This is a genomic window from Pseudomonas sp. B21-040, assembly GCF_024748695.1.
In the GTDB taxonomy this organism is placed as follows: Bacteria; Pseudomonadota; Gammaproteobacteria; order Pseudomonadales; family Pseudomonadaceae; genus Aquipseudomonas.
Window position 1 is genome coordinate 1321320 of sequence record NZ_CP087176.1, and the last position, 26724, is coordinate 1348043.

General features: G+C 59.0%; 25 protein-coding genes. 11 read left to right on the top strand and 14 right to left on the bottom strand.

What is annotated here, in order from left to right; genetic code table 11:
- Positions 1-90 precede the first annotated feature (90 nt).
- The 9 genes from LOY55_RS05940 to LOY55_RS05980 form a co-directional block, all read right to left on the bottom strand.
- Positions 91-573 (bottom strand): DoxX family protein, encoded by a 483-nt coding sequence (locus tag LOY55_RS05940; RefSeq protein ID WP_223523922.1) that lies wholly within the window; start codon positions 571-573, stop codon positions 91-93.
- Positions 570-1331, bottom strand: coding sequence for a DUF2063 domain-containing protein (locus LOY55_RS05945; protein WP_223523924.1), 762 nt, complete (start codon positions 1329-1331; stop codon positions 570-572). Before LOY55_RS05945 ends, LOY55_RS05940 begins: the two co-directional genes overlap by 4 nt.
- Positions 1328-2182, bottom strand: a complete 855-nt coding sequence (locus LOY55_RS05950) for a DUF692 domain-containing protein (protein ID WP_223523927.1) — start codon at positions 2180-2182, stop codon at positions 1328-1330. Before LOY55_RS05950 ends, LOY55_RS05945 begins: the two co-directional genes overlap by 4 nt.
- A gap of 25 nt (positions 2183-2207) precedes the next feature.
- The gene (locus tag LOY55_RS05955; RefSeq protein ID WP_077430767.1) at positions 2208-2516 is read right to left on the bottom strand and encodes a DUF2282 domain-containing protein; all 309 of its coding nucleotides are present in this window, start codon (positions 2514-2516) and stop codon (positions 2208-2210) included.
- Between the two features lie 300 nt (positions 2517-2816).
- A complete protein-coding gene (locus tag LOY55_RS05960) occupies positions 2817-3518 on the bottom strand; it encodes an ABC transporter ATP-binding protein (RefSeq protein ID WP_007947260.1) in 702 nt (233 codons plus the stop codon).
- Complete coding sequence (gene livG, locus LOY55_RS05965; protein ID WP_046029357.1) at positions 3519-4286, bottom strand: high-affinity branched-chain amino acid ABC transporter ATP-binding protein LivG; 768 nt, start codon at positions 4284-4286, stop codon at positions 3519-3521. It lies immediately after the preceding gene.
- Positions 4283-5539, bottom strand: a complete 1257-nt coding sequence (locus tag LOY55_RS05970) for a high-affinity branched-chain amino acid ABC transporter permease LivM (RefSeq protein ID WP_046029359.1) — start codon at positions 5537-5539, stop codon at positions 4283-4285. Before LOY55_RS05970 ends, livG begins: the two co-directional genes overlap by 4 nt.
- Positions 5536-6459, bottom strand: a complete 924-nt coding sequence (gene livH / locus LOY55_RS05975) for a high-affinity branched-chain amino acid ABC transporter permease LivH (protein WP_109788036.1) — start codon at positions 6457-6459, stop codon at positions 5536-5538. The genes LOY55_RS05970 and livH overlap by 4 nt, the downstream gene beginning before the upstream one ends.
- Before the next feature lie 232 nt (positions 6460-6691).
- Entirely contained in the window at positions 6692-7819 is a 1128-nt protein-coding gene (locus LOY55_RS05980; RefSeq protein ID WP_109788037.1) for a branched-chain amino acid ABC transporter substrate-binding protein, read from the bottom strand.
- A gap of 350 nt (positions 7820-8169) precedes the next feature.
- On the opposite strand from LOY55_RS05980, the gene LOY55_RS05985 reads away from it, so the two are divergent.
- Positions 8170-8493 (top strand): DUF2288 domain-containing protein, encoded by a 324-nt coding sequence (locus LOY55_RS05985; protein WP_223523992.1) that lies wholly within the window; start codon positions 8170-8172, stop codon positions 8491-8493.
- 286 nt (positions 8494-8779) lie between these two features.
- Here LOY55_RS05985 and LOY55_RS05990 read toward each other — a convergent pair whose 3' ends face one another.
- The gene (locus LOY55_RS05990; RefSeq protein ID WP_109788038.1) at positions 8780-10975 is read right to left on the bottom strand and encodes a hypothetical protein; all 2196 of its coding nucleotides are present in this window, start codon (positions 10973-10975) and stop codon (positions 8780-8782) included.
- 197 nt (positions 10976-11172) lie between these two features.
- Between LOY55_RS05990 and LOY55_RS05995 the strand changes: the two genes are divergently transcribed.
- Positions 11173-12069 (top strand): NAD(P)-dependent oxidoreductase, encoded by an 897-nt coding sequence (locus tag LOY55_RS05995; protein ID WP_046029367.1) that lies wholly within the window; start codon positions 11173-11175, stop codon positions 12067-12069.
- Between the two features lie 86 nt (positions 12070-12155).
- On the opposite strand, the gene LOY55_RS06000 is transcribed toward LOY55_RS05995, so the two are convergent.
- Positions 12156-12521 carry a YkgJ family cysteine cluster protein gene (locus LOY55_RS06000; RefSeq protein WP_046029369.1) on the bottom strand — a complete coding sequence of 122 codons (366 nt, stop codon included), beginning with the start codon at positions 12519-12521 and terminating at the stop codon, positions 12156-12158.
- 290 nt (positions 12522-12811) lie between these two features.
- Here LOY55_RS06000 and LOY55_RS06005 point away from each other — a divergent pair, with 290 nt between their 5' ends.
- Complete coding sequence (locus tag LOY55_RS06005; protein ID WP_046029371.1) at positions 12812-14161, top strand: MFS transporter; 1350 nt, start codon at positions 12812-12814, stop codon at positions 14159-14161.
- Positions 14162-14365: 204 nt separating this feature from the next.
- Here the strand turns inward: LOY55_RS06005 and rapA are convergent, their stop codons facing one another.
- On the bottom strand, positions 14366-17212 hold the full coding sequence (gene rapA / locus LOY55_RS06010; RefSeq protein WP_109788040.1) for an RNA polymerase-associated protein RapA: 2847 nt from the start codon (positions 17210-17212) through the stop codon (positions 14366-14368).
- Between the two features lie 218 nt (positions 17213-17430).
- Here rapA and LOY55_RS06015 point away from each other — a divergent pair, with 218 nt between their 5' ends.
- The 3 genes from LOY55_RS06015 (at position 17431) to ccoM (ending at position 18264) form a co-directional block, all read left to right on the top strand.
- On the top strand, positions 17431-17772 hold the full coding sequence (locus LOY55_RS06015; RefSeq protein WP_046029374.1) for a hypothetical protein: 342 nt from the start codon (positions 17431-17433) through the stop codon (positions 17770-17772).
- 72 nt (positions 17773-17844) lie between these two features.
- The gene (locus LOY55_RS06020) at positions 17845-18006 is read left to right on the top strand and encodes a hypothetical protein (protein ID WP_008074569.1); all 162 of its coding nucleotides are present in this window, start codon (positions 17845-17847) and stop codon (positions 18004-18006) included.
- Between the two features lie 144 nt (positions 18007-18150).
- Positions 18151-18264 (top strand): cytochrome c oxidase subunit CcoM, encoded by a 114-nt coding sequence (gene ccoM / locus LOY55_RS30995; RefSeq protein WP_028622453.1) that lies wholly within the window; start codon positions 18151-18153, stop codon positions 18262-18264.
- Between the two features lie 283 nt (positions 18265-18547).
- On the opposite strand, the gene LOY55_RS06025 is transcribed toward ccoM, so the two are convergent.
- Positions 18548-20023 carry an inorganic phosphate transporter gene (locus LOY55_RS06025; protein WP_046029381.1) on the bottom strand — a complete coding sequence of 492 codons (1476 nt, stop codon included), beginning with the start codon at positions 20021-20023 and terminating at the stop codon, positions 18548-18550.
- 377 nt (positions 20024-20400) lie between these two features.
- Positions 20401-20601 (bottom strand): hypothetical protein, encoded by a 201-nt coding sequence (locus LOY55_RS06030; protein ID WP_007935837.1) that lies wholly within the window; start codon positions 20599-20601, stop codon positions 20401-20403.
- 674 nt (positions 20602-21275) lie between these two features.
- Here LOY55_RS06030 and pcaR point away from each other — a divergent pair.
- The 5 genes from pcaR to pcaF all read left to right on the top strand — a co-directional run bounded on the left by pcaR (position 21276) and on the right by pcaF (position 26724).
- Entirely contained in the window at positions 21276-22118 is an 843-nt protein-coding gene (pcaR, locus tag LOY55_RS06035; RefSeq protein WP_008074568.1) for a pca regulon transcriptional regulator PcaR, read from the top strand.
- Positions 22119-22258: 140 nt separating this feature from the next.
- Positions 22259-23605: an MFS transporter gene (locus LOY55_RS06040; protein ID WP_109788041.1), complete on the top strand. Its 1347-nt coding sequence runs from the start codon at positions 22259-22261 to the stop codon at positions 23603-23605.
- A 280-nt stretch (positions 23606-23885) separates the two neighbouring features.
- A complete protein-coding gene (locus LOY55_RS06045; RefSeq protein ID WP_020798340.1) occupies positions 23886-24743 on the top strand; it encodes a CoA transferase subunit A in 858 nt (285 codons plus the stop codon).
- Positions 24743-25522, top strand: a complete 780-nt coding sequence (locus LOY55_RS06050) for a CoA-transferase subunit beta (RefSeq protein WP_046029383.1) — start codon at positions 24743-24745, stop codon at positions 25520-25522. The genes LOY55_RS06045 and LOY55_RS06050 overlap by 1 nt, the downstream gene beginning before the upstream one ends.
- A complete protein-coding gene (gene pcaF, locus LOY55_RS06055; RefSeq protein WP_223523995.1) occupies positions 25519-26724 on the top strand; it encodes a 3-oxoadipyl-CoA thiolase in 1206 nt (401 codons plus the stop codon). Before LOY55_RS06050 ends, pcaF begins: the two co-directional genes overlap by 4 nt.

Genomic DNA, 26724 nt, shown 5'->3' on the forward strand with positions numbered 1-26724 from the left:
CCGTGGTCTGACACGTAAACCGCGTTTGCAGGTTTTGCGACCGCTTCGCGTTCGAACGCAGCCTTCGGCAGCTGCTACAGGGGATCTGAGTTAGCGGGAGTAGCGCCGGGCGATCAGATGATCGATCGACAATTTACCCGGCCCGGTTGCCATCAGATACAGCAGCACTGCCGCCCAGGTGCCGTGCGTCGGGTAAGCATCCGGGTACACAAACAGTTGAATAGTCAGGGTCATGCCCAGCAACGCCAGCGCCGAAAATCGCGTGGCGAAGCCAATCAGAATCAGGGCCGGGAAGAAGTGTTCGGCGAACGCCGCCATGTGTGCCGCGACCTCGGGCGAGAGCAACGGCACGGGGTACTCACTCTTGAATAATGGAATGGTTGAGTCGGCCAGGTGTGGCCAACTGATCTCGAACGTGCCATCGATCAAGTCGATGGCCAGGCCTTCGACCTTGGTTTGCCCGGACTTCCAGAACACCGCCGCGATGGAGAACCGCGCAATGAAGGCGATCAGGCTCTGTGGAATCATTTCCAGCAGCGCAATGGCGCGGCTGATCGGGTTCTGAGTGTTCATGGCGTTACCTTGTTGTGATGAAGGTGAGTAATGACGTTGTGGGTGATCAACAGGCTCAGGGTCTGGTTGAGGTCGAACGCGGGAGCGGACTCCACGGCCTGAATCAGGGGCTGGCCGTTTTGCAGGTTCTGGATGAAAGCGCTGGCGCCGGGGTCGATGGCAAAGACTTCCACGTCCAGTTCGTTGCGCACGATCAGCGTGTGTTGCCCAACGTTCAGATCGATCCCCGCCAGCGTTGCGTCTTGCTGATGTGCCGCCCAGATCGAAACCACGGCAAAGGCTGACGTCAACAGGTGCAAGGAGGGATGAAATTCGACAGTCAATTCGACCAGGGCTTGCGGATTGGCGAGTGCTGCGCCGATCTGTTGGTGGCTCAGCGGTTGAGCGTCGGCGGCGTGGTAAGCGACAGTGCGCAAGCGTTCCAATCGCGCGACATCGGCCAGATAGGGCAGGCTGGCCGCCGGTTCGAAGCCTTCGACGAAGTCCGCAAAATCGTCGCCGTAATCCTTTATCAGCGGGCTTCGGGGCGCATTGCCGAGCAAATAGATCCCGGCCATGGCGCGGAAGAATTCATCGCCGACCAATTGCGCCACTACGGGGTAGCTGTGCGCCAAGGCGTTGATCAGCGAGCTCTGCACATTGTTGCGATACACCGCGAAACGGCTGGCGGGATCGGCACCGTTGACGCTGAACAAGCCCTCGAGGCACGTCAATTGGCGATCAAGCAGGGCGGCGGCAAATGCGGCTTGAGTGCTCATGGTCGACCCCCGGCACACAGCAAGAGCTCATCGGCCTGACGCGCCTCGGCGTGCAAGACGCTGAAGGCCGGCAGCTGATTGTCGCGTTCGATCAGGGTGGCTATCGGGCCTGTTCGCTCCAGCACGTGCCGGTACAGCGACCAGACGGCGTTATCGATGGGGGCGCCGTGATCATCTATCAGCAGGCGGTCACCGAGGCTGTCGGTGTCTTCGGCAAACCCGGCCAGATGAATCTCGCCGATGCTTTGAAGGGGCAGGGCGTTGAGGTAAGCCAAAGGGTCGCGACGATGATTGATGCACGACACGTAGACATTGTTCACGTCCAGCAACAGCCCGCAGCCCGTGCGGTGGATGACTTCGCCGATGAAGTCGGCTTCATCGATGGTCGAACGCTCGAACGCCAGGTAAGTGGCCGGATTCTCCAGCAACATCGGGCGTTTCAGGGTGCTCTGCACCTGGTCGATGTGTTCGCAGACGCGGTCTAGCGTTGCGTTGTCATAGGCCAGAGGCAACAGGTCATTCAAAAACGCCGGGCCATGACTGGACCAGGCCAGGTGTTCGGATAAAGAGTGGGGTTGATAGCGCTCAATCAGTGCGTCGAGGCGCTTGAGGTGCTGAGTGTCCAGCGGACCTTCAGCACCGATCGACAAGCCTACGCCATGCAATGACAGCGGGTATTGCTCGCGAATCAAACCCAGGAAGTGATGAAACGGGCCGCCGGCCACCATGTAGTTTTCGGCGTGGACTTCGAAAAAACCGATGTCCGGGTGTGAACCGAGCACTTCACGGAAGTGCTCGGTCTTGAGCCCCAGCCCGGCGCGGGGCGGGAGCCCGAACGTTGAAGCGTTCATGGTCGACACTCAGGCGGGGTTCAGATCAGGCTTTGGCTTTAGCTTTGTAGGCTTCCATCTGACCGAAACCGGTCGGCGAGGTCTCACTTGCAGTCGTCGCGCAGGTGCCTTTAGGGACCAGTTTCCAGGCATTAGTCTGGAAGTCGGTTTTCGAGGTGCCGGCGCACGTGGTGCCAGCGCCTGCTGCGCAATCGTTATGGCCTTTCATGGCAACGCCGAAGCATTTTTCCATGTCGTCGGCGGCGTGGGCGGTGGAAACAGCGGCCATGCTCAAAGCAGAACCGAGGGCCAGAACCAGGGCGGTGGCGGACAGGGTGCGGGTGGTAGCAGTCATGGTGTTTCTCCGGTTTTTGAGGATTGGCAAGAACGCGTTTGTGCTTGCTTACCCCACTAGAGAAAGGTCATGGCGATGCGTTACAGCCGCGCCCAAAATTTTTAAAAAAACCTCAAAACACCATCAACCCCTTGTAGGAGCCGAGCTTGCTCGCGATAGCGGTTTGTCATTCGACATCACTGTTGTCTGATCCACCGCTATCGCGAGCAAGCTCGGCTCCTACAGGGATGCATTGTCTGCAATGTAAATGGCAGGCACAAAAAAACGGCCCGAAGGCCGTTTTCTGTTTACCGCAATGGCTTAACCGCCGAGGTACGCTTCACGCACTTTCGGATCGGTCAGCAGGGCTTCACCCGTGCCTTGCATCACCACCCGGCCGTTCTCCAGAACGTACGCACGGTCGGCAATTTTCAGTGCCTGGTTGGCGTTCTGCTCAACCAGGAACACTGTCACACCGTCTTTGCGCAGCTGTTCGATGATGTCGAAGATCTGCTGGATGATGATCGGCGCCAGACCCAACGAGGGTTCGTCGAGCAACAACAGCTTGGGTTTGCTCATCAGCGCACGGCCGATGGCGAGCATTTGCTGTTCGCCACCGGACATGGTGCCGCCGCGTTGGGCGAAGCGTTCTTTCAGGCGTGGGAAAAGTCCGAGAACCTTGTCCATCTGTTCCTGATAGTCGCCCTTGTCGGTGAAAAAACCGCCCATGGCGAGGTTTTCTTCCACGGTCAGGCGGGAGAACACCCGACGACCTTCCGGGACCACGGCGATGCTTTTGCGCATGATCTGCGACGAGCTCTGGCCGACCAGTTCCTCACCCATGTAGCGGATGCTGCCGCTGTGGGCTTGCGGCGAACCGCAAAGCGTCATCAGCAGGGTCGACTTGCCGGCACCGTTGGCGCCGATCAACGTCACGATTTCGCCCTGACGGACTTCGACGTTGACGCTGTGCAGGGCCTGGATCTTGCCGTAGAAGGTGGAAACGTTTTCGAATTGCAGCATTTACGCTTCCCCCAGGTAGGCTTTGATCACTTCGGGATTGTCGCGGATCTGATCCGGCGTGCCGTTGGCCAGAGGCGTGCCCTGGTTGATCACGACGATGTGGTCGGAAATGCTCATGACCAGTTTCATGTCGTGTTCGATCAACAGCACAGTGACGTTGTGCTCTTCACGCAGCACGCTGATCAGCGCCTTGAGGTCTTCGGTTTCCTTCGGGTTCAGGCCGGCAGCCGGTTCGTCGAGCATGAGGATCCGCGGACGGGTCATCATGCAGCGAGCGATTTCCAGACGACGTTGCTGACCGTAAGCCAGGGTACCGGCCGGGCGGTTGGCGAAGGCCTTGAGGTTGACCTTCTCCAGCCAGTACTCGGCGAATTCCATGGCTTCGCGTTCGCTTTTGCGAAAGCCCGGCGTCTTGAACAGGCCGGCCAGGAAGTTGGTGTTCAAATGACGGTGCTGGGCGATCAAGAGGTTCTCGACCGCGGTCATGTCCTTGAACAACCGCACGTTCTGGAAGGTGCGCACCACGCCTTTGAGGGCGATCTTGTGGCCCGGCAGGCCTTCGATCGGCTCGCCGTCCAGCAGGATGCTACCGCCGCTCGGCTTGTAGAAGCCGGTCAGGCAGTTGAACACCGTGGTCTTGCCGGCGCCGTTGGGGCCGATCAATGCCACGACCTGTTTTTCCTTCACGGTCAGGGCCACGCCGTTGACCGCCAGCAAGCCGCCGAAGCGCATGCTCAGGTTTTCTACTTTCAGGATCTCGCGGCTCATTTGCGCAGCTCCATGTGAGGACGTTGCATGGGCAGCAGGCCTTGAGGGCGCCAGATCATCATCAGCACCATCAAGGCGCCGAACATCAACATGCGGTATTCACTGAACTCACGCATCATTTCCGGCAGCAGGATCATCACCGTGGCGGCGAGTACGACGCCCAGTTGCGAACCCATGCCGCCCAGCACCACGATGGCGAGGATGGTCGCCGACTCGATGAAGGTGAAGGACTCCGGTGTCACCAGGCCCTGACGCGCAGCGAAGAAGCTGCCGGCGAAACCGGCGAAGCAGGCACCCAGGGTGAACGCAGAAAGCTTGATCGCCGTCGGGTTCAGCCCCAGCGCCCGGCAGGCGATTTCGTCTTCACGCAGTGCTTCCCAGGCACGGCCCAGAGGCATGCGCAGCAAGCGATTGATGACGAACAGGGCGAACAGCGACAACAACACCGCGATCAGGTAAAGGAAGATCACCTTGTTCACCGGGTTGTAGGTCAGACCGAAGTACTCGTGGAAGGTCTGCAATCCCTCTGCGGCCGTTTTATCGAAGGTCAGTCCGAAAAGTGTTGGCTTGGGAATGTTGCTGATGCCGTTCGGGCCACCGGTGAGGTCGGTCAGGTTACGCAGGAACAGCCGGATGATTTCACCGAAGCCCAGGGTCACGATGGCCAGGTAGTCACCACGCAAACGCAACACCGGGAAGCCCAGCAGGAAACCGAACGTGGCCGCCATCAGGCCGGCAATCGGCAGGCAGATCCAGAAGCTCAGACCGTAGTAGTGCGACAGCAACGCATAACTGTAGGCACCGACGGCATAGAAACCGACATAACCCAGGTCGAGCAGGCCGGCCAGGCCGACCACGATGTTCAGGCCCAGGCCCAGCATCACGTAGATCAGCACCAGCGTTGCAATATCCACCGCACCGCGCGAGCCGAAGAACGGCCAGACCAGCGCACCGATGATCAGCGCAATGATGATCCAGCGCTGGGTGGTCGGCAGGGTCAGGAAATTACTGGCCTTGGCCGGCATCACCGGCATGTTCGGCGAGGATTTCCATGCCGCGCTGATCGACTTGTCGAACAACACTCGCAGGAACATCAGTACCGAGCACAGGGCAATGGTGATCAGCGTGGTGGTGCTGGTGCCATGGACTTCCAGGTTGATGCCGACGATGGTCAACTTCAGCCCGAGTACCGGATACGCCACAGCCCAAACTAACAGTGCGCTGAACAACGCCTGTCTAAGATTCCTAGTCATACTTTTTCAACCTCCGGACGGCCCAACAGGCCGGTTGGCCGGAACAACAACACCAGAACCAATAGACCGAAAGCCACGACATCCTTGTACTGGTCGCCGAAAATGTCGGCACCAAAGGCTTCCGCTACCCCCAGCACAATCCCGCCGAGCATGGCGCCGGGAATGCTGCCGATACCGCCCAATACCGCTGCGGTGAAGGCCTTGAGGCCGACGAGGAAACCGGCGTTCGGGTTGATCACACCGTATTGCATGCTCAGCAGCACAGCCGCGATGGCCGCCAGTGCAGCACCGATGACGAAGGTCAGGGCGATGATGTTGTTGGTGTTGATACCCAGCAGGTTGGCCATCTTGATGTCTTCGGCACAGGCACGGCAGGCGCGACCCAGGCGAGAGCGGGAGATGAACAGCGTCAGGCCGAGCATGGCGATGAACGTCACCACGAACACCACGATTTGCATGTAGGAAATCAGCACTTCATGTGCACCACCTGGCCCGATGGCAAAGTTGCCGGGGATCAGGTTGGGGATGGATTTGTCCTTGGAGTCTTGCGCCAGCAGAACCGTGTTCTGCAGGAAGATCGACATGCCGATGGCGGAAATCAGCGGAATCAGACGGTTGCTGCCGCGCAAGGGGCGGTAGGCAATCCGTTCGATGCTGTAGCCGTAGGCACTGGTCACGACGATGGTCGCGAGGAAAGCGGCAGTCATCAACAGCGGAACGCTGTCGAGTCCCATCATGGACAGGCCCGCGATGGCGATGAACGCCACGTAGGAACCAATCATGTACACCTCGCCGTGGGCGAAGTTGATCATTCCAATGATGCCGTAAACCATCGTATAGCCGATGGCGATCAGGGCATACGTGCTGCCAATGGTCAGACCATTAACCAGCTGTTGGAAAAAGTGATAGATGTCAGGCATTACAGCGCTCCTAAAAACCTGATACGCATTTCACTGGTGGAGTCATTTTCCCGCTCGAGCCCCGTGGATCTGCATCCACTTCGAACGCGAGGTTTGCCAGCGAACCGCTGATGACGGTTTTGAGATTTTCAGGTGGGGAGACTGGCGGATCACGCCAGCGCGGCCCAAAACGTTCGTAAAACAAAGCCCACGGCACGCCGTGGGCTCTATTGGCAGTCAGTCAGGCAAAGCCTTACTGAGGCGAAGCTTCAGTTTTTGGTTTGCCGAAGTGCCACTCGTAAACCACAAATTTGAAGTCTTTCAGGTCGCCCTTGTCGTCGAACGCCAGGTCGCCAGTCGGGGTTTTGAAGGTGCCAGCGTGGATGGCAGCAGCCACTTTGGCGGTGTCTTCGGACTTGGCAGCCTTGATGCCGTCGGCGATCACTTCCACAGCCGAGTAGGCCGGGAACACGAACGGACCGCTCGGGTCTTCTTTCTTCGCCTTGAACGCGTCAGCCAGGGCAACGTTGGCCGGATCCTGGTCGAAGGATTTCGGCAGGGTTACCAGCAGACCTTCGGAAGCGTCTTTGGCGATCTGCGAAATGGAGTCGTTACCCACGCCTTCCGGACCCATGAACTTGGCTTTCAGGCCTTTTTCCTGGGATTGACGCAGGATCAGACCCAGCTCCGGGTGGTAGCCGCCGTAGTAAACGAAGTCGACATTGGCTTGCTTGAGCTTGGAGATCATCGAAGAGAAGTCTTTGTCGCCGGCGTTGATGCCTTCGAACACGGCAACCTTGATGCCTTTGCCTTCGAGGGTTTTCTTCACGGCGGTGGCGATGCCTTCACCGTATTGCTGTTTGTCGTGCAGAACAGCAACGATTTTCGGTTTTACGTGATCGGCAATGTAGTTACCGGCGGCAGGGCCTTGGGCGCTGTCCAGACCGATGGTGCGGAACACCATTTTGTAACCACGAGCGGTGATGTCCGGGCTGGTGGCAGCCGGGGTGATCATGATCACGCCTTCGTCTTCGTAAATGTCCGAAGCCGGTTGAGTGGAGCTGGAGCACAGGTGACCGACCACGAACTTGACGCCGTCGTTGACGACTTTGTTCGCTACCGCTACCGCTTGTTTCGGATCACAGGCGTCATCGTATTCAACGGCTTCGAGTTTCTTGCCGTCTACGCCGCCTTTGGCGTTGATCTGTTCGATGGCCATTTTGGCGCCACTGAACTGCATGTCGCCGTATTGGGCTACAGGACCGGTCTTAGGGCCGGCGATGCCGATCTTGATGGTGTCAGCTGCGAACGAATGGCTGGCAACCCCGGCCAGAACCATAGCGGCAAACAGTTTGGAAATCTGCTTAGTAGCCTTAGTCATAGTGCTCCACTCTTACTGTTGTAGTTTTTATAGTCCTGGCGCCGAAAGCAGCAGAACCGGGTCAGATATCTGCGACATTCCCCGGAAAAGCCCCTCGGCAACTGTACCGGTACAGTGTAGAGCGCCGATTGTCAGCCTGGGAAGGCGGCGCCGGGGGGCAAATCCTGCGAGTGTCGCTTTTTTGAATGAAAAAGACAGAATTGCGGCGGGGCATTGAGGGGCTTATAGCCGGATCCAGTGCATTCCTTGGCATTCCTGCGCTTTTCAATTCAGTGACTCAATTGCATCCGGGTTTTTCTGCCAGATTATCGACGTTATCATTTGCGTCGATTTCATTTCCGGACAGTCCCATGAATCAAGAACCTAGCACCCTCTATGCCAAGCTGCTTGGTGAAACCGCATCTATTACCTGGAAAGAGTTGGAGCCGTTCTTCGCCAAGGGTGCCCTATTGTGGGTCGACCCCGGCCTGGATTTGATCGCCGCCGCGGAGGCCGTGGCTCAGGATGAAGGCGAGAAAGTGGCCGCCTGGCTGGCCGCCGACAAGGTCGCCAAGCTCTCTGAAACGCGGGCGCTGGATCTTTTTGAACGTGATCCGCAGCTGTGGGCTGTGGTGGTTTCGCCGTGGATTCTGATCCAGGAAAGGGCAGCGGGCGAAAGCGTCGCACCAAAGTAGTGCTTAGTCCCGATGATAAAAAGTGTGTAGGTGAGTAGCGTGATGGCACGTTGCCGTGGAGAAAGGCCACGTACAGGGCCAGCATCACGGTAACGTAAACGTAACGGGCACAGTTCAGTGAGCAGCCGAAGGGCTGCTTAATTGTTTCTGGATATTGGATTTAGCTGATTTCGAAACCGCAATCGCGGGCAAGCCCGGCGCCTACAAGGTTGATGGCGTTCACAACATGTGTGATCGACATCGTCCCTGTAGGAGCCGAGCTTGCTCGCGATTGGGGCTCCGCCGATTAAGCGGTTTTGCCCGTATGGTTATTCAGCGAAATAACCTTGGTCTTGCCGATGCGGTGACGGTAGATCTCGCGCAGGTATTTGATCGCCTTCTTCACGCAATCGCGTGACAGACGAATGTCGTTGATCGAGACAAACTTGTCTTTGTCATTGATCAGCTCGCGGTACTTCTTCTCGTACATCGGTTTGATCGCGTACCAGTTGGTATCGAGGATCTTCGCCGGGTTTTCGAACTCGTTGAGCAAATCATCGATCCGGTCTTCGTCGAACTCTTCATTAATGATGAAATCGAGGATCGAGTTGTCCAGCGTCTCGTCGAAGCGGTACGGGTTTTTCGCAAAGCAGCGCTTGATGAAGGCCACGATCAGCGTCAGGAAGTCGTCCGACAGGCACGGGCTCTTGGCGATCAGGGTGGTCAGCGACAAGTTGGCCGAAGCGCCAATCACCAGCGCATAACGCTTGAGCGTGGTGTTCGGGAACAGGCTGTTGAGGTGAGTCTTCAACCGGTTCAGGTCCATGTAGGACAGCTTGTAGTCTTTTGGCAGCGAAACAATCGACACCACCGACGAGCAGTTCTTGAAGAAGTGCAGGTCGTGCAGCGCCGCGGCGTCGTAACCCGAATTCTTGTACTGCTCCAGCGAGGCGCGATAGCGCTTGGACTCGATCGGCAGCAGGCTGATGCCTTCGATCGCCTGGGTCACCTTGTTGAAGTGCGGCAGGTCGATGGAGCGGAAGAACAGGTCGTCGATGTTCAGGCGCTGCGGCTCTTTCTCGAACACCTTGAACTTGTCGCTGCTCGGCGGCGGGGTTTCCGGGACGACGGATTCGGCGTAGGCAATCGCCACCGGGCCGGCCAGGCTCATGAACAGGTCGTTGGCGTCCAGGCGAATGGTTTCGCCGATGTCGATGCCGGCACGACGGAAATAGTTCTGGTCGTAGTCAGTGGTGACCGCCTGCGCCGTCAGAATGTTGAAGATCTGTTGCGAGATGTACTGGTTGGCGTGCTTTTCCATCGCATTGACGTCAATGTTCTGGATGTTGCCGTCATCGCTTTCTTCGGCATAACGCATGATGTCGTTGGAGATCAGCATCATGGCGTTCCATGGGCGGATACGCCCCATGACACTGGCTTCACTGCTGTCTTCGTTGGCGAAGTTGTAAGAGAAGTCCCACTCTTCTGACAGGTATTTGCACAGCAGGCGACCGGCGTTGATGTGCAGCGCCTCAGACATTTCACTGCGGTGATCGGAAATGTTCGGCAGCACGCAAATGCCGCTGGTGAAGATCGGCTCGAAGACGAAGGAGTGACCGCTTTTGCCGTCGTGTTCATCCATCGGCTTGGTGTCGAACGTCTTGTTCATGTACGAGTGTTGTTGGGCCAGGCCGAATTCCGAAGCCATGCCCGAACCGGTACCGCCACCGGCGCTGAAAATCGAGAAGTACAGGCGCGACTGGTTGGCTTTGATCCCGCAGCTGTCGATCAGGTACGAGTGAATCATCTTCCAGTCAGGGCTGGAGAAACGCTGGGTGTCCTTGTTCAGGATGATCTTGGCCAGGTACTGACCGAGAATCGGCGCGTTACCGGCGCCACCGGCGTGGACTTCCGACAAGTCCATGATTTTCATTTTGCTGTAGTCGCGCAGGAAGCCGCTCTTTTCGCCTTTGCGCGAGAAGCGGATGCGACCGGCGATGTCTTTGTCCAGGTCGCCGAGCATGACCAGCGGCTCTACCAGGAACACCGGTTTGGCACCCTTGTTGGTACCCAGGCGCAGGTTGTTACGAATCCATTGCGCCGGGCTGTAGCCCTTTTCTGCAAAACGTTTGTCCGGCGACAGACGGTCTTCGTTGTTGAATTCGTTGAGGTAAAACTTGCGGGCGTTGTACACCAGCTCCGCGACGTCCAGGGCGATGTTGGAGCCGCAACGACCCAGGCCAATCAGGCACACCGACGGGAATTCCTGGTCGTTGTGCTGTTCGCTGATGCCCTCGAGATGGGGTGGACGCGGGAACACCATGTCGCGCAGGCCATCGAGGTTATCGAGGATACGGTCGGTGTTGGTTTCGGTGAAATACAGGTACTGCTGAGTGGCCAGCGGGCGCGCCGGGGTCAATGGCTTCGACGATGAGGGGCTGTTCGCCGCGGGGCTCAGTGTCAGATCGGAGACCGTAGTGGCCGGGTTATTTTTAGAAGTCATTGTGCGCCATCTACCTGGACTTGTTGGCTGAGCGACAGCTGTCGTCGAACCATTCACGGAATGGGATCTCGCGTCTTTTTTTGCGCGTATTTGGCCCAAGACTCAGGAACGGGCCTGAGCAACACTGGGGGGAATCCTTTCCTTAGTCATGATGAATCGGCCACTATTCGGCGATCTTTAATCCAAAAGGAGGCTAAATGATGTCAACGCTACCTTCGTTGGGGTTCGCCGGGATCGGCTTGATGGGCCTGCCAATGTGCCGGCGCCTGCTGGCTGCGGGCTATCCGCTGACCGTGTGGAACCGCAATCCGGCCAAGTGCGCGCCGCTGGTTGAGGCCGGTGTCCGACAAGTGGCAACTCCGGCTGAGCTGGGTCAGCACGCCGACATCGTCATGCTGTGCCTGGCGGACACCGCCGTTGTACGTGAAGTGGTTTTTGGCCCGGCCGGGGTGGCGGCGGGAGCGAAAAGCGGCCAGTTGCTGGTGGACTTTTCCAGCCTCGAGCCCGGCGCGACACGAGACATGGCCAAACAGCTGAGTGACACAACCGGAATGAGTTGGCTGGATACGCCGGTGTCTGGCGGCGTGATCGGTGCCGAGGCCGGCAGCCTGGCGATCATGGTCGGCGGCGAGACCGAGGACTTGCAGCGAGTGCATACGGTGTTAATGAACCTGGGCCAGCGTGTTACTCACATGGGCGGCGTCGGGGCCGGGCAGGTGACCAAGGCGTGCAATCAAATGATCGTGGCGTGCAATGCGCTGGTCATTGCTGAAGTGGTGGCGCTGGCCGAGTGTTCCGGGGTAGACGCGCGGTTGATCGCCGAAGCGTTGGCCGGTGGCTTTGCCGATTCAAAACCCTTGCAAATTCTCGCCCCGCAAATGGCCGAAAGCCGATTCGAACCGGTGAAGTGGCATGTGCGCACGCTGCTCAAGGATCTCGACACTGCGGTGAAGTTTTCCCGCGAACAGGGCTCGGCGACGCCACTCAGCGGATTGGCTGCGCAATTGATGCGACTGCATGGGAGCCAGGGTTTCCTGGAAAAAGATCCGTCGACGCTGGTGCAGATGTACCGCGAGCCAAATTCAAAGGCATGACATTGCACGTTTGCTTGCGCTGGTTGATTTCGTTCCGCGCTGGACGCAAATCACCCCGCGGCGCTAATCGCGTTGTGTACTAAGTCTCAGGCACTTTGTTCGTAGGGGATTTCGAACTCGGGTTGCAGGGCCGGCAGGCCAAATGCAGCCCGGGCGGCGTCGCAATCGACATTGGCTTCACCGTTGACCCACGATGCCTCGAACTCCCGACAGGTGCTGGAGCGTTGATCATAAATCGAGCATTTCGTTTCGCTGCCGACGTTGCCCACCAGGCTGACGCAGCGGGTGGGTTTGCAGTCTGTTCCGAGCATCGCTACCCGGCTGGGGCTGATTGAAGCGACCAGATCGTCAGGCACCGTTCCCCCGGCCGAGGTGCATTCACCCCAGAAGAAAGACACACGGAAATGGGAACAGCAGGCACCGCAATTCAGACACGGACTGACTTCGGACATGGGCGATTATCTAAGAGGAGTGGGCACGCAGGGGGGCGGCGAAGGTCGCTATTCTAGGCTTCGCAACGGGCTTTGGAAGGGGGGGCGAAAGGTATTTTTTACCGGCTGTCGGTACCGTGAAAGTGCCGTTGGATGCCCGTGAGTTCCGGGCCTGGCGGTCGGCATGAGTTGCGTGAATGCCATGGGCTGATATCAGCCTTACAAATAATGACAGACAGCTTTGCCGGGCCTCTCTAGATTGAAGATTCCGGGGGCAGTGAGGCCCCAATAACAATAAAAGAGACGGACCCATGCAGAACTCGACCCAAGCGGCGAATGCCTGGCGCATTCTGTTCCTGTTGTTTCTGGCAAACCTGTTCAACTTCTTCGACCGCACCATTCCCGCGATCATCATCGAGCCGATCCGCATGGAATGGCACCTCAGCGACTTTCAGTTGGGGATCGTCGGTACCGCGTTCACCCTGGTCTATGCGATTGCCGGTCTGCCGCTGGGGCGGATGGCCGATACCGGTTCGCGCAGAAAATTGATGGGGTGGGGGCTGGCGGTGTGGAGCGGGTTGACGGCGGTCAATGGGTTGGTGGGCAGCTTCTGGAGTTTCCTGATTGTGCGCATGGGCGTCGGCATCGGTGAGGCCAGTTATGCACCGGCCGCCAATTCGCTGATCGGCGACCTGTTTCCGGCCCACCGCCGGGCGCGGGCGATGGGCATTTTCATGCTGGGTCTGCCGTTGGGGCTGCTGCTGGCATTCTTCACCATTGGCGCCATGGTCAAGGCGTTCGACAGCTGGCGCGCGCCGTTCTTTATCGCGGCAGTGCCGGGGCTGATCCTGGCGATTTTCATGTTCTTCATTAAAGAGCCGAAACGCGGTGCAGCAGAAACCGTACAGGTTTCGCAGGAGCGCGTAGAGCGGCCGATCCGCCGGGTACTGGCGGTGCCGACGTTCCTGTGGCTGGTGATGGCGGGGTTGTGCTTCAACTTCGCGACTTACGCCTGCAACTCATTCCTGGTGCCGATGTTGCAACGCTACTTCCTGATGCCATTGCAGGAAGCGGCGGTGGCGACGGGAGTGATCGTCGGTGTGACCGGTTTGTTCGGCCTGACGATTGGCGGTTGGGTGGCTGACAAGATTCACCAGCGGGTAGCCAGCGGGCGGCTGTTGTTTGCAGCGTTCAGCTTGATTATCTCCACCGTGTGCACGGCTTGGGCGCTGCACTCCGGGCGCATCGAGATCGGCGTGTTTGTGGCGGTCTTCAGCGTGGGCTGGTTGTTTGCCTATAACTTCTATACCTGCGTCTACACCGCGATTCAGGATGTGGTCGAGCCGCGTTTGCGGGCCACGGCGATGGCGCTGTTCTTTGCCGGGCTGTACCTGTTGGGCGGTGGATTGGGGCCGGTGGTGGTGGGCGGTTTGTCCGATCACTTTGCGCACACGGCGATGCTGGCGGCGGGAGCCGAACAGATGACCGAGGCGTTCAAAGCGGTCGGCTTGCACGATGCGATGTACCTGATCCCGGTGGCGTTGTTCTTCACCATGGTCTTTCTGTTTCTGGCGTCGCGGTGTTTTGTGCGCGATGCCAAGCGGATGAAGGCGGGGTTGGTGGCGGTGGTTGAGCCGGGTATTTCTGTGGCGACTGCCTAATCGCCATCGCGAGCAAGCTCGGCTCCCACACTGATCGAGTGGAACCACAAAATTGTGGGCAACTCAGACCTCCTGTGGGAGCCGAGCTTGCTCCGGGCGGCGTTCCGACGATGAGGCCATCAGCAACAACTTAACAATCAAGCAGACAAAAAAAGGCCCGCATCACTGCGGGCCTTTTTTATTTAGCCGGGTAGAGCAGGGGACTTAACCCGCCACCAACACCCGAATCGCTTCCAGGCGCAACGCCGCTTTTTCAAGCATGGCCAAGCCTTGCTCGCGTTGCTTGCGCAGGGCAACCAGTTCGCTGTCGCGCACCGTCGGGTTCACGGCTTGCAACGCTGTCAGGCGAGCCAGTTCTTCGTCGGTGTCGGCGGCCAGGCGACGCTGCGCCTCGGCAACACGCTCGGCATGACGCGGGAAGATCTTGTCTTCGCCCGCGTTGATCCGTGGCGTCAGCTGGTCACGCTGAGCCTGAATGAACTTGTTGGCGCTGGCACGCGGCACACTTTCGAGTTGATCGTTCAAGGTCTCGAACGACACCCGGGCCGAGAGGTCATTGCCATTGGTATCGAGCAGGCAGCGCAGGGCGGCCGGCGGCAGGTAACGGCCCAGTTGCAGCGAACGCGGTGCAACCACTTCGCTGACGTAGAGCAGTTCCAGCAATACGGTGCCAGGTTTCAGTGCCTTGTTCTTGATCAGCGCCACGGCGGTGTTGCCCATCGAGCCGGACAGGACCAGGTCCATGCCGCCCTGAACCATCGGGTGTTCCCAGGTGATGAACTGCATGTCTTCGCGAGACAGTGCCTGGTTGCGGTCGTAGGTGATGGTCACGCCTTCGTCGTCGCCCAGCGGGAAGCTGGCGTCGAGCATTTTTTCGCTCGGCTTGAGGATCAGTGCGTTTTCCGAATGGTCTTCGCTGTCGATGCCAAACGCGTCGAACAGGGTTTCCATGTAGATCGGCAGGGCGAACTGATCGTCTTGCTCAAGAATGTCTTCAACCAGCGCGTCGCCTTCGCCGGCACCGCCAGAGTTGAGTTCCAGCAGGCGATCGCGACCCGTGTGCAAATCGGCTTCCAGACGCTCACGCTCGGTGCGGGCCTCGTCGATCAGCGCTTGCCACTCACCGTCGTCGGCCTCTTCCAGCAACGGCAGCAGGCGTGGACCGAACTGATGCTGCAAGGCGTTACCGGTCGGGCAGGTGTTGAGGAACGCGTTCAGCGCTTCGTGGTACCACTGGAACAGGCGCTCTTGCGGACTGGTTTCCAGATACGGCACGTGCAATTCGATCACGTGTTTCTGACCGATCCGGTCCAGACGACCGATACGCTGCTCCAGCAGGTCCGGGTGCGATGGCAGATCGAACAGCACCAAGTGGTGCGAGAACTGGAAGTTGCGACCTTCACTGCCGATTTCCGAGCAGATCAGCACCTGTGCACCGAATTCTTCGTCGGCGAAGTAAGCGGCGGCGCGGTCACGTTCGAGGATGTTCATGCCTTCGTGGAACACCGTGGCCGGAATGCCGGAGCGCACGCGCAGGGCGTCTTCCAGGTCCATGGCGGTTTCGGCGTGGGCGCAAATCACCAGCACTTTGGTGCGCTTGAGCATTTTCAGCTGGTCGATCAGCCACTCGACGCGCGGGTCGAATTTCCACCAGCGCTCTTCTTCGCTGGCGTCCGGCTGGGCCTGGAAGCTGACTTCCGGGTACAGCTCGGCGTGATCACCCAATGGCAATTCGAGGTATTCGTCAGGGCATGGCAGCGGGTACGGGTGCAGTTTGCGCTCCGGGAAACCCTGCACGGCGGCGCGGGTGTTACGGAACAGCACGCGGCCGGTGCCGTGGCGGTCCAGCAGTTCGCGCACGAGGCGGGCGCTGGCTTCGGTGTCGCCGTCATTCACGGCCGTCAACAGGGCTTCGCCTTCGTTGCCAAGAAAACCGTGAATGGTTTTGTGTGCTTCAGGCGACAGGCGCCCCTTGTCCAGCAGTTCCTGAACGGCTTCGGCCACCGGGCGATAATTTTCGCTCTCGGCGCGGAAGGCGGCCAGGTCATGGAAGCGGTTCGGGTCGAGCAGGCGCAGACGGGCAAAGTGGCTGTCCTGGCCCAGTTGTTCCGGGGTCGCGGTCAGCAGCAGGACGCCGGGAATGGTCTCGGCGAGTTGCTCGACAAGGGTATATTCCGGGCTGGCCTTGTCTTCGTGCCATACCAAGTGGTGGGCTTCGTCGACGACCATCAGGTCCCAGCCGGCGGCAAACAGCGCGTCCTGGGCCTTCTCGTCTTCCACCAGCCACTCAAGCGCAACCAGTGCGAGCTGAGTGTCTTCGAACGGGTTGGTGGCATCGCTTTCGATGAAGCGTTCTTCGTCGAACAGCGCGACTTGCAGGTTGAAGCGGCGGCGCATCTCGACCAGCCACTGGTGCTGCAGGTTCTCGGGAACCAGAATCAGCACGCGGTTGGCGCGACCCGAGAGCAGTTGGCGATGGATCACCAGACCGGCTTCAATGGTTTTACCCAGGCCTACTTCGTCCGCCAGCAGAACCCGCGGCGCAATGCGGTCGGCAACTTCGCGTGCGATGTGCAATTGGTGTGCAATAGGTTGCGCACGCACGCCACCCAGACCCCAAAGCGAGGACTGCAACTGGCGGCTGGTGTGTTCCAGCGTGTGGTAGCGCAGGGAGAACCAGGCGAGCGGGTCGATCTGCCCGGCGAACAGGCGGTCGCTGGCCAGGCGGAACTGAATGAAGTTCGACAGTTGGGTTTCCGGCAGGGTCACCACTTCGTTCTGCGCGTTGAGGCCGTGGTAGACCAGCAGGCCGTCGACATCGTCGACTTCCTGGACGGTCAGTTTCCAGCCTTCGAAGTGAGTGATGGAATCACCGGGCGAAAACCGCACACGGGTGAGAGGCGCATTCCTTAGCGCGTATTGGCGAGTGTCGCCAGTGGCCGGATAGAGCACGGTCAACAAGCGGCCGTCCTGTGCCAGAACGGTGCCTAAACCCAGCTCGGCTTCGCTGTCACTGATCCAGCGTTGCCCCGGTTGATACTGCTGCGCCATGCTGCCTGACTCCCACCTTGAAAAAGCGGGCTATCTTAACGGAATGAGACCTTCAGGGCCAAAGGACTCTCATAAAAACTCGCAGTCTTACGTTAGCCCAACGATGCCGCGCCCGCAGGTCGGGGCACCAAATCGTGCCAAACGGGTCACAGTTTGCGACCGATGGCTCAAGTCGCCATCGCCGCAGCCGACAGCTTGCTGACAGGAGACCAATAATCATGCTGCTACCGATGCTCCCCTTGAGTGCCGTGCCGATCACCTCACAGCAGGACCCGATTCGCCAGCGCCCGGATATTCCGCCGGTGGTGGCGGTGCAGGAGAGCTCGAACGAGAGCACGATCGACCTGCAGCAGCGCGACCCTGAAGAAGCGGCGTTTCAGCTGCGAGAGGAGCAGCGCCGCCAGCTGGAGCGCGAGCGCCGTCGTCGCGAAGCCGATGAAGACCCTGAAGAACACCTGGCGATACCCGGTGATGAGTTGAATGCCGACAACACGGTACCGGTGGCGCCATTGATGGAAGATCAACCGCGCCAGGGCTTGTGGGTCGATATCCAGATTTGAGGTTGTGGCTGGTCAGCGCGACCGCCAGACCGCATTATTGCGACACACCTGCCAAACGATGCACTGAGCACCATGAGCCAAGACGACAAACTGATTGATCTCAACGCTGAACGCGCAAAACGGGTTCACGACCTTAATGAAAAACGTCTGAACGAAGTTCGTCAGGCGTTTGAGCAGGCGATGCCATTGGGTAAAGCCAAGAAGAAACCGAAGAACAAGCCGAAAAAGCGTTGAAGTACCCTGCACTTATTGATGCAGGTCAGCTGTTACCCCTCCTTTAAGTCCGGTCTCGGGCGATCTTGATCCAAGTCAATTTCTTCTTCCGCCTGTTTGGTTAACTTAGCCCTATCGCAACAGGGCAAGTCCAAGAGGCCAGTCATGTTTTTCGACAACGTGGTGATCGCCGGGGTGCTGACTGTCAGCCTCATGGTTGTGTTTTTCGCAGGTTTTGGATTTTTTATCTGGAAGGATTCGCATAAGCGCAAACCGTAGTTCCTTCTGGATGTAATGAGCACGCAAGGCATTTTGGGCAACTTCGGTTGCCCTTTTTTTTTGCCTGCAAATCTATCGGAATAAGCCGACCTATTGTAGGAGCCGAGCTTGCTCGCGATGGGGCCATACCATTCAACATTCATGTTGCCTGTAAGGCCGCGATCGTCGGAACGCCGCCCGGAGCAAGCTCGGCTCCTACAGGTTATGGGGTTTTTTGGGGGTTCCGGAGGCAATAAAAAGGCGCGAACCTCACGGAACGCGCCTTTTTTTGTGCGGCTGTGTATCAGCTGCCGAGTGCCTTCGACGCCAGCCAGAACAGGCCGGCCGACAGGGCCACGGTCGCAGGCAGGGTCAGGACCCAGGCCAACAGGATGGTTTTTACCGTGCCGCCTTGCAGGCCGCTTTTGTTCGCGACCATGGTACCGGCCACGCCCGAGGACAGCACATGGGTGGTGGAGACCGGCAGGCTGAAGATGTTGGCCAGGCCGATCATGCACGCGGTGGTGATCTGCGCCGACATGCCTTGCGCGTAAGTCATGCCTTGCTTGCCGATTTTCTCGCCGATGGTCAGTACTACGCGTTTCCAGCCAACCATGGTGCCCAGGCCCAACGCCAGTGCTACCGCCAGAATCACCCAGAATGGCGCGTATTCGGTGGTCGTGGTCAGGTCTTTGCGCAGTTTGTCCAGGTCAGCCTTTTCGCGGGCATTGAGATTAGGCAGCTTGCCGACTTTCCTTGCGGTGTCATCCAGGCAGAGCAGGTAGCGACGTACTTCGATGCGGCTTTCCGACGTCAACGAGTGGTAGTCCGATACACCATTCAGGGTGCCGAGCAGGGCGGTGATGGTCGGTTCGGTCTGTTGCGGGTTGCAACGGAATTTCTCCGGCAGATCACCTTCTATGCTTTTGCCCAGCGCCAGGTATTCACCCAGGGTGTCGGCATTGCGCTTGTAGAACTGGCTCAGGTGCAGGGTCGCATCGCGAGTCCGTTCGATCTGGTAAGTCGTGCTGCTCAGGTCGAGTACGAATTGAGCCGGCACGATACCGATCAGCACCAGCATGATCAGGCCGATACCTTTCTGGCCGTCGTTCGAGCCGTGCACAAAGCTCACGGCCATGGCCGAGATCACCAATACCAGGCGGTTCCAGAACGGTGGGTGCTTCTTGTCATCGAGCTTGCGGCGCTGGTCCGGTGTCTTGTGCATCTTGGACAGGGGACGCCACCATTTAAGGCCGATCAACACCAAGGCCGCGACAAGGAAGCCAGCCATTGGTGAGAACACCAGGGAAGCACCGATATCGATCGCCTTCTGCCAGTTCACGCCATCGGCCAACGGAATGTCGTTGATCAATGCGTTGGCCAGTCCGACACCGAGGATCGAACCGATCAGGGTGTGGGAGCTGGAGGCGGGGATACCGAAGTACCAGGTGCCCAGGTTCCAGGTGATGGCGGCGGCGAGCAACGAGAACACCATCGCCAGTCCGTGACCGGTGTTTACATTGATCAGCAGTTCTACCGGCAGCAGGTGGACGATGGCATACGCCACGCCAACACCGCCCAGCAGCACGCCGAGGAAGTTGAACACACCGGAAAAGAACACCGCCAGGTGAGGCGGCATGGCTTTGGTGTAGATAACGGTGGCCACCGCGTTTGCGGTGTCATGAAAGCCGTTGATGAACTCGAAGGCGAGGACAAAGGCCAGGGCGAGCAAGAGGCTCACAAGCACCCAAGCATCCAGTCCGCTGAATAAATCGATCATGAAGGTTTTCTGACCCGGTCATAAGGGGGCGCGATTATGCCAGAAAAGACTGCTAATCAATGCACTAGGTGCTCATCGGTAACATTCTTCAACGAAATAGTTTGTGACGAACGCCTATCTCCCAGCGTTTTACCGGGTTTTTCAAACCATTGAATTCATTGGGGAATGCAGCAGCCACAAGGGTTTCTCCCGTGAAGTCGAGAGGCTTGAACGCTTGTGTGAAATATCTGAGAAGAGGGTCAGAAATGAGCCTTTTGCCTCATCCGATGGGTGAGGGAGCCGCTGCCCGCTTGTAGCAGGCGCGAAAGGCTTCATTGATGCAACCCGCTTTTAACGGGAGCAGACGCAGACCCTTGAAGGGATTCGGGCCGAGGCAGTCAGGGCTCTTCGGCTTTGAGTTCCTTTTCCATCTTCTGCAATTCCTGAGTAAACGCCTGATCCTGAACGGTGGCGCGTTTACGCCAGGGTTTACGTTCCGGCTCGGGCTGGGCGGCGTAGGTGGTGACTTCTCCGCCGTAAACTTCCTTGTAACGTTGTTCCTGGCGCTCAAGTTCCGCGCGCAGTTCGTCTTTCGTCACAGTGCTACCTGTTTGAGTTGAGATAAATTCCGGTGAATCGCGCTGCATCGAGTCGATTGACCACGCTCGTAGAAAGGCTATTGCCAAAGAAGGCAACCTTTTTGACGGCATGCGAACAATACTTCCATGTTGCAGGCGGCCACGACACCAGAGAAAACAGCTGACGCAGCATCAGGTTCCTGTTTCAGCAAGCGCATTGGCGGTGCATATGAAATGAGCGTCAGGCGCTTGCTGTGGGCAACGACGATGGGAGATCGTGTTGCCGGGTGGCGGACTCGGCGGATAAAAAACCGTTACGCCACTAATTGCATTATAGCGGTCGATTCGAAGAACACTATCTCCGAGGCGTTAAAAGTAGTTCGTCATGTGTGATTGTTTTGTTACTCACAAGTTTCGGCGGCAACTATAACGTCGATGCAGCTGACTGTGCGACGTTGTCATTCTGACGTCACTAAAGTGAATAAGTTTAATTGTTACTTCGACCTTTTAGAGGGCGTGCAGTCAAGAACAAAAGCAGGCACTGGATGGTGTGAGTGGCGGCAAGCCCGGCGTAGCATGGATTGCGATTACCGGTCGATGGTTCGATAATCGCCCAATCTTGGTGTTGCCTGTCTTGTGTGTCAGGCCTGGAACCGCCTGTAATAGTCGCTGATCCGTGTAGGAAAGGACCTGATATGAACGATCAAATGCGCAACTCCTTCGCTTCAGTGGCGCCACCCATCGTCGCCTCACCCGCCAAGCGAATCCAGGCCCTGACCGGTGATCCCGATTTCATGACGTCCCTGGCCCGTGGGCTGGCGGTGGTGCAGGCGTTTCAAGAGCGCAAGCGACACCTGACGATTGCCCAGATCAGCCACCGTACCGAAATTCCCCGCGCCGCCGTGCGACGCTGCCTGCATACGTTGATCAAACTCGGCTACGCCACCACTGACGGTCGCACCTATTCGTTGCTTCCCAAAGTGCTGACGCTGGGCCATGCCTATTTGTCTTCGACGCCGCTGGCGGTTTCTGCCCAGCCGTATCTGGACCGCATGAGTGAGCAACTGCATGAGGCGTGCAACATGGCCACGCTGGAAGGTGACGATATTCTCTATATCGCACGCTCGGCCACCACTCAGCGCCTGATCTCGGTCGACCTTTCAGTGGGCGGTCGCTTGCCGGCCTATTGCACGTCAATGGGCCGCATTCTGCTCGCCGCACTGGATGACACTTCGCTGCGCGAGTACCTCGATCATGCCGAGCTGCAAGCCAAGACCAGCCGCACCTTGCACACGCCCGAGGCGTTGCTCGAATGCCTGCAAGAAGTGCGGCAACAGGGTTGGTGCATCGTCGATCAGGAACTGGAGCAGGGCCTGCGTTCGATTGCCGTACCGGTGTATGACGCCTCCGGCCAGGTGGTGGCCGCCTTGAACGTCAGCACCCATGCTGGCCGTGTCAGTCGTAATGAGCTGGAACAACGCTTTCTGCCAGGGCTGCTCAGCGCCAGCCGCGACCTCAGCGCACAGCTTTTCGCTTAAGCGTCCGTTTAAGCTGTTCGATAAACGCACAGACTCGCGTTTATCGAATTGACGCTCTTTCCCCTTGATCATTACTGTCGCGGCAGCGCCAGCCCTTGGCTGGCACCTGTCCGACTGCGTTCTTGCGTGGAATAAAAATAATGAACCAGCCCCAGTCTGCTGTAGGTAACTGCCTCGACGTGCAGTCCTTCATCAATGCTCAACCCATTTCGCGCTATCAGTGGCGAGTGGTGATCCTGTGTTTCTTGATTGTCTTCCTCGATGGCCTCGACACCGCAGCCATGGGCTTTATTGCGCCTGCGTTGTCGCAGGATTGGGGGATCGACCGCGCCAGTCTCGGCCCGGTCATGAGTGCGGCGCTGATCGGCATGGTCTTCGGCGCATTGGGTTCCGGCCCGTTGGCTGACCGTTTCGGGCGAAAAGTCGTACTGGTCGGCGCGGTGTTTCTGTTTGGTGCCTTCAGTCTGGCGTCGGCCTACAGCACCAACGTCGATCAATTGTTGGTGTTGCGCTTCCTCACTGGCCTGGGTCTTGGCGCGGGCATGCCCAACGCCACGACATTGCTGTCGGAATACACCCCGGAGCGCAAAAAGTCCTTGCTGGTGACCAGCATGTTCTGCGGCTTCAACCTCGGCATGGCCGGCGGCGGGTTTATTTCCGCCAAGCTGATTCCGGCGTTCGGCTGGCACAGCCTGCTGCTGATCGGTGGGGTTCTGCCGCTGATCCTCGCCGTCGTTCTGCTGTTATGGCTGCCGGAATCGGCGCGTTACCTGGTCGTGCGCAATCGCGGCACCGACAAAGTACGCAAGGCCCTGGCGCCGATCGACCCGAGCGTCGTCGCCCAAGCGTCGAGCTTCAGCGTGCCGGAACAGAAAACCGTCAAGGCCCGCAACGTGCTGGCGGTGATTTTCTCGGGCACCTACAGCGCCGGCACGTTATTGCTGTGGCTGACCTACTTCATGGGGCTGGTGATTGTGTACCTGCTAACCAGTTGGCTGCCGACGCTGATGCGCGACAGTGGCGCCAGCATGGAGCAGGCCGCGTTCATTGGCGCATTGTTCCAGTTTGGTGGCGTGCTGAGTGCAGTGGGCGTGGGCTGGGCGATGGACCGGTTCAATCCGCACAAGGTCATCGGCATTTTCTACTTGATGGCCGGGGTGTTTGCCTACGCAGTGGGGCAGAGCCTGGGCAACATCACCTTGTTGGCGACCTTGGTGCTGGTGGCGGGTATGTGCGTCAACGGTGCGCAATCGGCAATGCCGTCGCTGGCGGCGCGGTTCTATCCGACGCAAGGGCGGGCGACCGGCGTCTCGTGGATGCTGGGGATTGGCCGTTTCGGCGCGATTCTCGGCGCATGGATGGGCGCGACGCTGCTGGGCCTTGGCTGGAACTTCGAGCAAGTGCTGACCGCGCTGGTGATTCCGGCGGCGTTGGCGACCACGGCTGTGGTGATCAAAGGCATGGTCAGTCATGCGGATGCGACCTGACACCAGGCTCCACATAATCGTTCCCACGCTCCGCGTTGGAACGCCTCAAGGGACGCTCCGCGTCCAGTGACGCGGAGCGTCACGGGCTGCATTCCCACGCGGAGCGTGGGAACGATCAGGCAGGTAGGTAGCCAGACAACAATCTGTTCGATAAACGAACACTCAGTCGATTATCGGATTGTTTGGCGTTTTGCACAGGCTTAACCTTCAGGCATTCCGGCGCTGCGCATCGCGCCTTTTTCTTCCACTGTCGGTTCATAACAAAACGGGAGCCTGCCCCATGGCTGAAATTCTTTCGCTGCACGACGCGGTGAAGCAATTCGTAAACGACGGCGATACGGTCGCGCTCGAAGGCTTTACTCATCTGATTCCTACGGCGGCGGGTCATGAAATCATTCGTCAGGGCAAGAAAGACCTGACGCTGGTGCGCATGACTCCTGACCTGATCTACGACCAGTTGATCGGCGCCGGTTGTGCTCGCAAGTTGATTTTCTCCTGGGGTGGCAACCCGGGCGTGGGGTCGCTGCACCGTCTGCGCGACGCTGTCGAGAAACAGTGGCCGCATCCACTGGAGATCGAAGAGCACAGCCACGCCGACCTGGCCAATGCCTACGTCGCTGGCGCCTCTGGCTTACCGTTCGCGGTGCTGCGGGCCTACGCCGGTTCCGACTTGCCGAAGGTCAATCCGCTGATCAAGAGCGTCACCTGCCCGTTTACCGGTGAAGTGCTGGCCGCCGTACCGTCGGTGCGTCCGGACATCACCGTGATTCACGCACAGAAAGCCGACCGTAAAGGCAACGTGCTGCTGTGGGGCATTCTCGGTGTGCAGAAAGAAGCCGCACTGGCCGCCAAGCGCTGCATCGTCACCGTCGAGGAAATTGTCGACGACCTCAATGCCCCGATGAACTCCTGTGTGCTGCCGACCTGGGCGCTGAGCGCGGTCTGCCACGTACCGGGCGGCGCGCATCCTTCCTACGCGCACGGTTACAACGAGCGTGACAACCGCTTCTACCAGGCCTGGGATCCGATTGCCCGCGACCGTGAAACTTTCACCGCATGGATCAACGAATACATCCACGGTAGCGCTGACTTCAGCGAGTTCCAGGCCAAGCTGGCCGCTGCTTCGGAGGCCAAGTAATGACTTACACCACCAATGAAATGATGACCGTCGCCGCCGCACGCCGTTTGAAGAACGGTTCGGTGTGCTTCGTCGGCATCGGCCTGCCATCGAAAGCAGCCAACCTGGCACGTCTGACCTCGTCGCCGGACGTTGTCCTGATCTACGAATCGGGCCCGATCGGTGCCAAGCCGAGCGTACTGCCGCTGTCGATTGGTGACGGCGAACTGGCCGAAACCGCCGACACCGTGGTGCCGACCGGCGAGATTTTCCGTTACTGGCTGCAGGGTGGGCGCATCGACGTCGGCTTCCTCGGCGCCGCGCAAGTCGACCGCTTCGGCAACATCAACACCACCGTGGTCGGCGATTACCATTCGCCGAAAGTCCGTCTGCCGGGTGCCGGTGGCGCGCCGGAAATTGCCGGCTCGGCCAAGAGCGTGCTGATCATCCTCAAGCAGTCGGCGCGTTCCTTCGTCGATAAACTCGACTTCATCACCTCGGTCGGCCATGGCGAGGGCGGTGATTCGCGCAAACGTCTCGGTCTGCCGGGCGCCGGGCCGGTCGGCATTATTACCGACCTGTGCATCATGGAACCGGAAGTCGGTACCCATGAATTCGTGGTCACCGCACTGCACCCGGGCGTGACCCGCGAGCAAGTGGTCGCCGCCACCGGTTGGGCGATTCGCTTTGCCGACACTGTTGAGCAAACCGCCGAGCCGACTGAAGTCGAGCTGACCGCGCTGCGTGATCTGGAAGCTCGTACCGCTGCCGCCCACGGCCAAGCCCCCGGAGAAGCCTGATGCGTGACGTTTATATCTGCGACGCCATTCGCACCCCCATTGGCCGTTTTGGCGGCGGGCTGTCGACCGTTCGTGCCGATGACCTGGCCGCCGTGCCGATCAAGGCCCTGATGGAGCGCAATCCGTCGGTGGACTGGAACGCAGTGGACGAGGTGTTCCTCGGCTGCGCCAACCAGGCCGGCGAAGACAACCGTAACGTCGCACGCATGGCGTTGTTGCTGGCGGGCCTGCCGGAAACCATTCCGGGCGTGACCCTCAATCGCCTCTGCGCCTCGGGCATGGATGCCATCGGCACCGCGTTCCGCGCCATCGCCAGTGGCGAAATGGAGCTGGCGATTGCCGGCGGTGTCGAGTCGATGTCCCGCGCGCCGTTCGTAATGGGCAAGGCTGACGCAGCGTTCTCGCGCAACATGAAGCTGGAAGACACCACCATCGGCTGGCGTTTCATCAACCCGTTGATGAAAGCGCAATACGGTGTGGATGCGATGTCGCAGACCGCTGACAACGTGGCGGACGATTACGAAGTGTCCCGTGAGGATCAGGACGCTTTCGCACTGCGCAGCCAACAACGCGCCACTGCCGCGCAAGCCGCAGGATTTTTCGCCGAAGAAATCGTCGAAGTGCGCATTGCCCACAAGAAGGGTGAAACCGTGGTGACGCAGGACGAACACCCTCGCGCTGATACCACCCTGGAAACCCTGGCCAAACTCAAGCCGGTCAACGGCCCTGACAAAACCGTCACGGCTGGCAATGCGTCCGGTGTGAATGACGGCGCGGCGGCGTTGATTCTCGCCTCCGGTGAGGCGGTGAAGAAACATGGCCTGACCGCCCGCGCCAAAGTGCTGGGCATGTCCAGCGCCGGCGTTGCCCCTCGGGTAATGGGTATTGGCCCGGTGCCGGCGGTGCGCAAACTGACCGAGCGCCTCGGTCTGGCTGTCAGCGATTTCGACGTGATCGAACTCAACGAGGCCTTTGCCAGCCAAGGCCTGGCGGTGCTGCGTGAATTGGGAATTGCCGACGATGCAGCCCAGGTTAACCCGAACGGCGGCGCCATTGCGCTCGGCCATCCGCTGGGCATGAGCGGTGCGCGTCTGGTGCTGACCGCGTTGCATCAGCTGGAAAAAACCGGTGGCAAGAAAGGTCTGGCGACCATGTGTGTTGGCGTCGGTCAGGGTCTGGCCCTGGCGATCGAACGCGTCTGA

Coding starts and splice junctions, on each gene's coding strand:
- LOY55_RS05940 (WP_223523922.1), bottom strand. CDS start 573: ATGAACACTCAGAACCCGATCAGCCGCGCCATTGCGCTGCTGGAAATG.
- LOY55_RS05945 (WP_223523924.1), bottom strand. CDS start 1,331: ATGAGCACTCAAGCCGCATTTGCCGCCGCCCTGCTTGATCGCCAATTG.
- LOY55_RS05950 (WP_223523927.1), bottom strand. CDS start 2,182: ATGAACGCTTCAACGTTCGGGCTCCCGCCCCGCGCCGGGCTGGGGCTC.
- LOY55_RS05955 (WP_077430767.1), bottom strand. CDS start 2,516: ATGACTGCTACCACCCGCACCCTGTCCGCCACCGCCCTGGTTCTGGCC.
- LOY55_RS05960 (WP_007947260.1), bottom strand. CDS start 3,518: ATGCTGCAATTCGAAAACGTTTCCACCTTCTACGGCAAGATCCAGGCC.
- livG (WP_046029357.1), bottom strand. CDS start 4,286: ATGAGCCGCGAGATCCTGAAAGTAGAAAACCTGAGCATGCGCTTCGGC.
- LOY55_RS05970 (WP_046029359.1), bottom strand. CDS start 5,539: ATGACTAGGAATCTTAGACAGGCGTTGTTCAGCGCACTGTTAGTTTGG.
- livH (WP_109788036.1), bottom strand. CDS start 6,459: ATGCCTGACATCTATCACTTTTTCCAACAGCTGGTTAATGGTCTGACC.
- LOY55_RS05980 (WP_109788037.1), bottom strand. CDS start 7,819: ATGACTAAGGCTACTAAGCAGATTTCCAAACTGTTTGCCGCTATGGTT.
- LOY55_RS05985 (WP_223523992.1), top strand. CDS start 8,170: ATGAATCAAGAACCTAGCACCCTCTATGCCAAGCTGCTTGGTGAAACC.
- LOY55_RS05990 (WP_109788038.1), bottom strand. CDS start 10,975: ATGACTTCTAAAAATAACCCGGCCACTACGGTCTCCGATCTGACACTG.
- LOY55_RS05995 (WP_046029367.1), top strand. CDS start 11,173: ATGATGTCAACGCTACCTTCGTTGGGGTTCGCCGGGATCGGCTTGATG.
- LOY55_RS06000 (WP_046029369.1), bottom strand. CDS start 12,521: ATGTCCGAAGTCAGTCCGTGTCTGAATTGCGGTGCCTGCTGTTCCCAT.
- LOY55_RS06005 (WP_046029371.1), top strand. CDS start 12,812: ATGCAGAACTCGACCCAAGCGGCGAATGCCTGGCGCATTCTGTTCCTG.
- rapA (WP_109788040.1), bottom strand. CDS start 17,212: ATGGCGCAGCAGTATCAACCGGGGCAACGCTGGATCAGTGACAGCGAA.
- LOY55_RS06015 (WP_046029374.1), top strand. CDS start 17,431: ATGCTGCTACCGATGCTCCCCTTGAGTGCCGTGCCGATCACCTCACAG.
- LOY55_RS06020 (WP_008074569.1), top strand. CDS start 17,845: ATGAGCCAAGACGACAAACTGATTGATCTCAACGCTGAACGCGCAAAA.
- ccoM (WP_028622453.1), top strand. CDS start 18,151: ATGTTTTTCGACAACGTGGTGATCGCCGGGGTGCTGACTGTCAGCCTC.
- LOY55_RS06025 (WP_046029381.1), bottom strand. CDS start 20,023: ATGATCGATTTATTCAGCGGACTGGATGCTTGGGTGCTTGTGAGCCTC.
- pcaR (WP_008074568.1), top strand. CDS start 21,276: ATGAACGATCAAATGCGCAACTCCTTCGCTTCAGTGGCGCCACCCATC.
- LOY55_RS06040 (WP_109788041.1), top strand. CDS start 22,259: ATGAACCAGCCCCAGTCTGCTGTAGGTAACTGCCTCGACGTGCAGTCC.
- LOY55_RS06045 (WP_020798340.1), top strand. CDS start 23,886: ATGGCTGAAATTCTTTCGCTGCACGACGCGGTGAAGCAATTCGTAAAC.
- LOY55_RS06050 (WP_046029383.1), top strand. CDS start 24,743: ATGACTTACACCACCAATGAAATGATGACCGTCGCCGCCGCACGCCGT.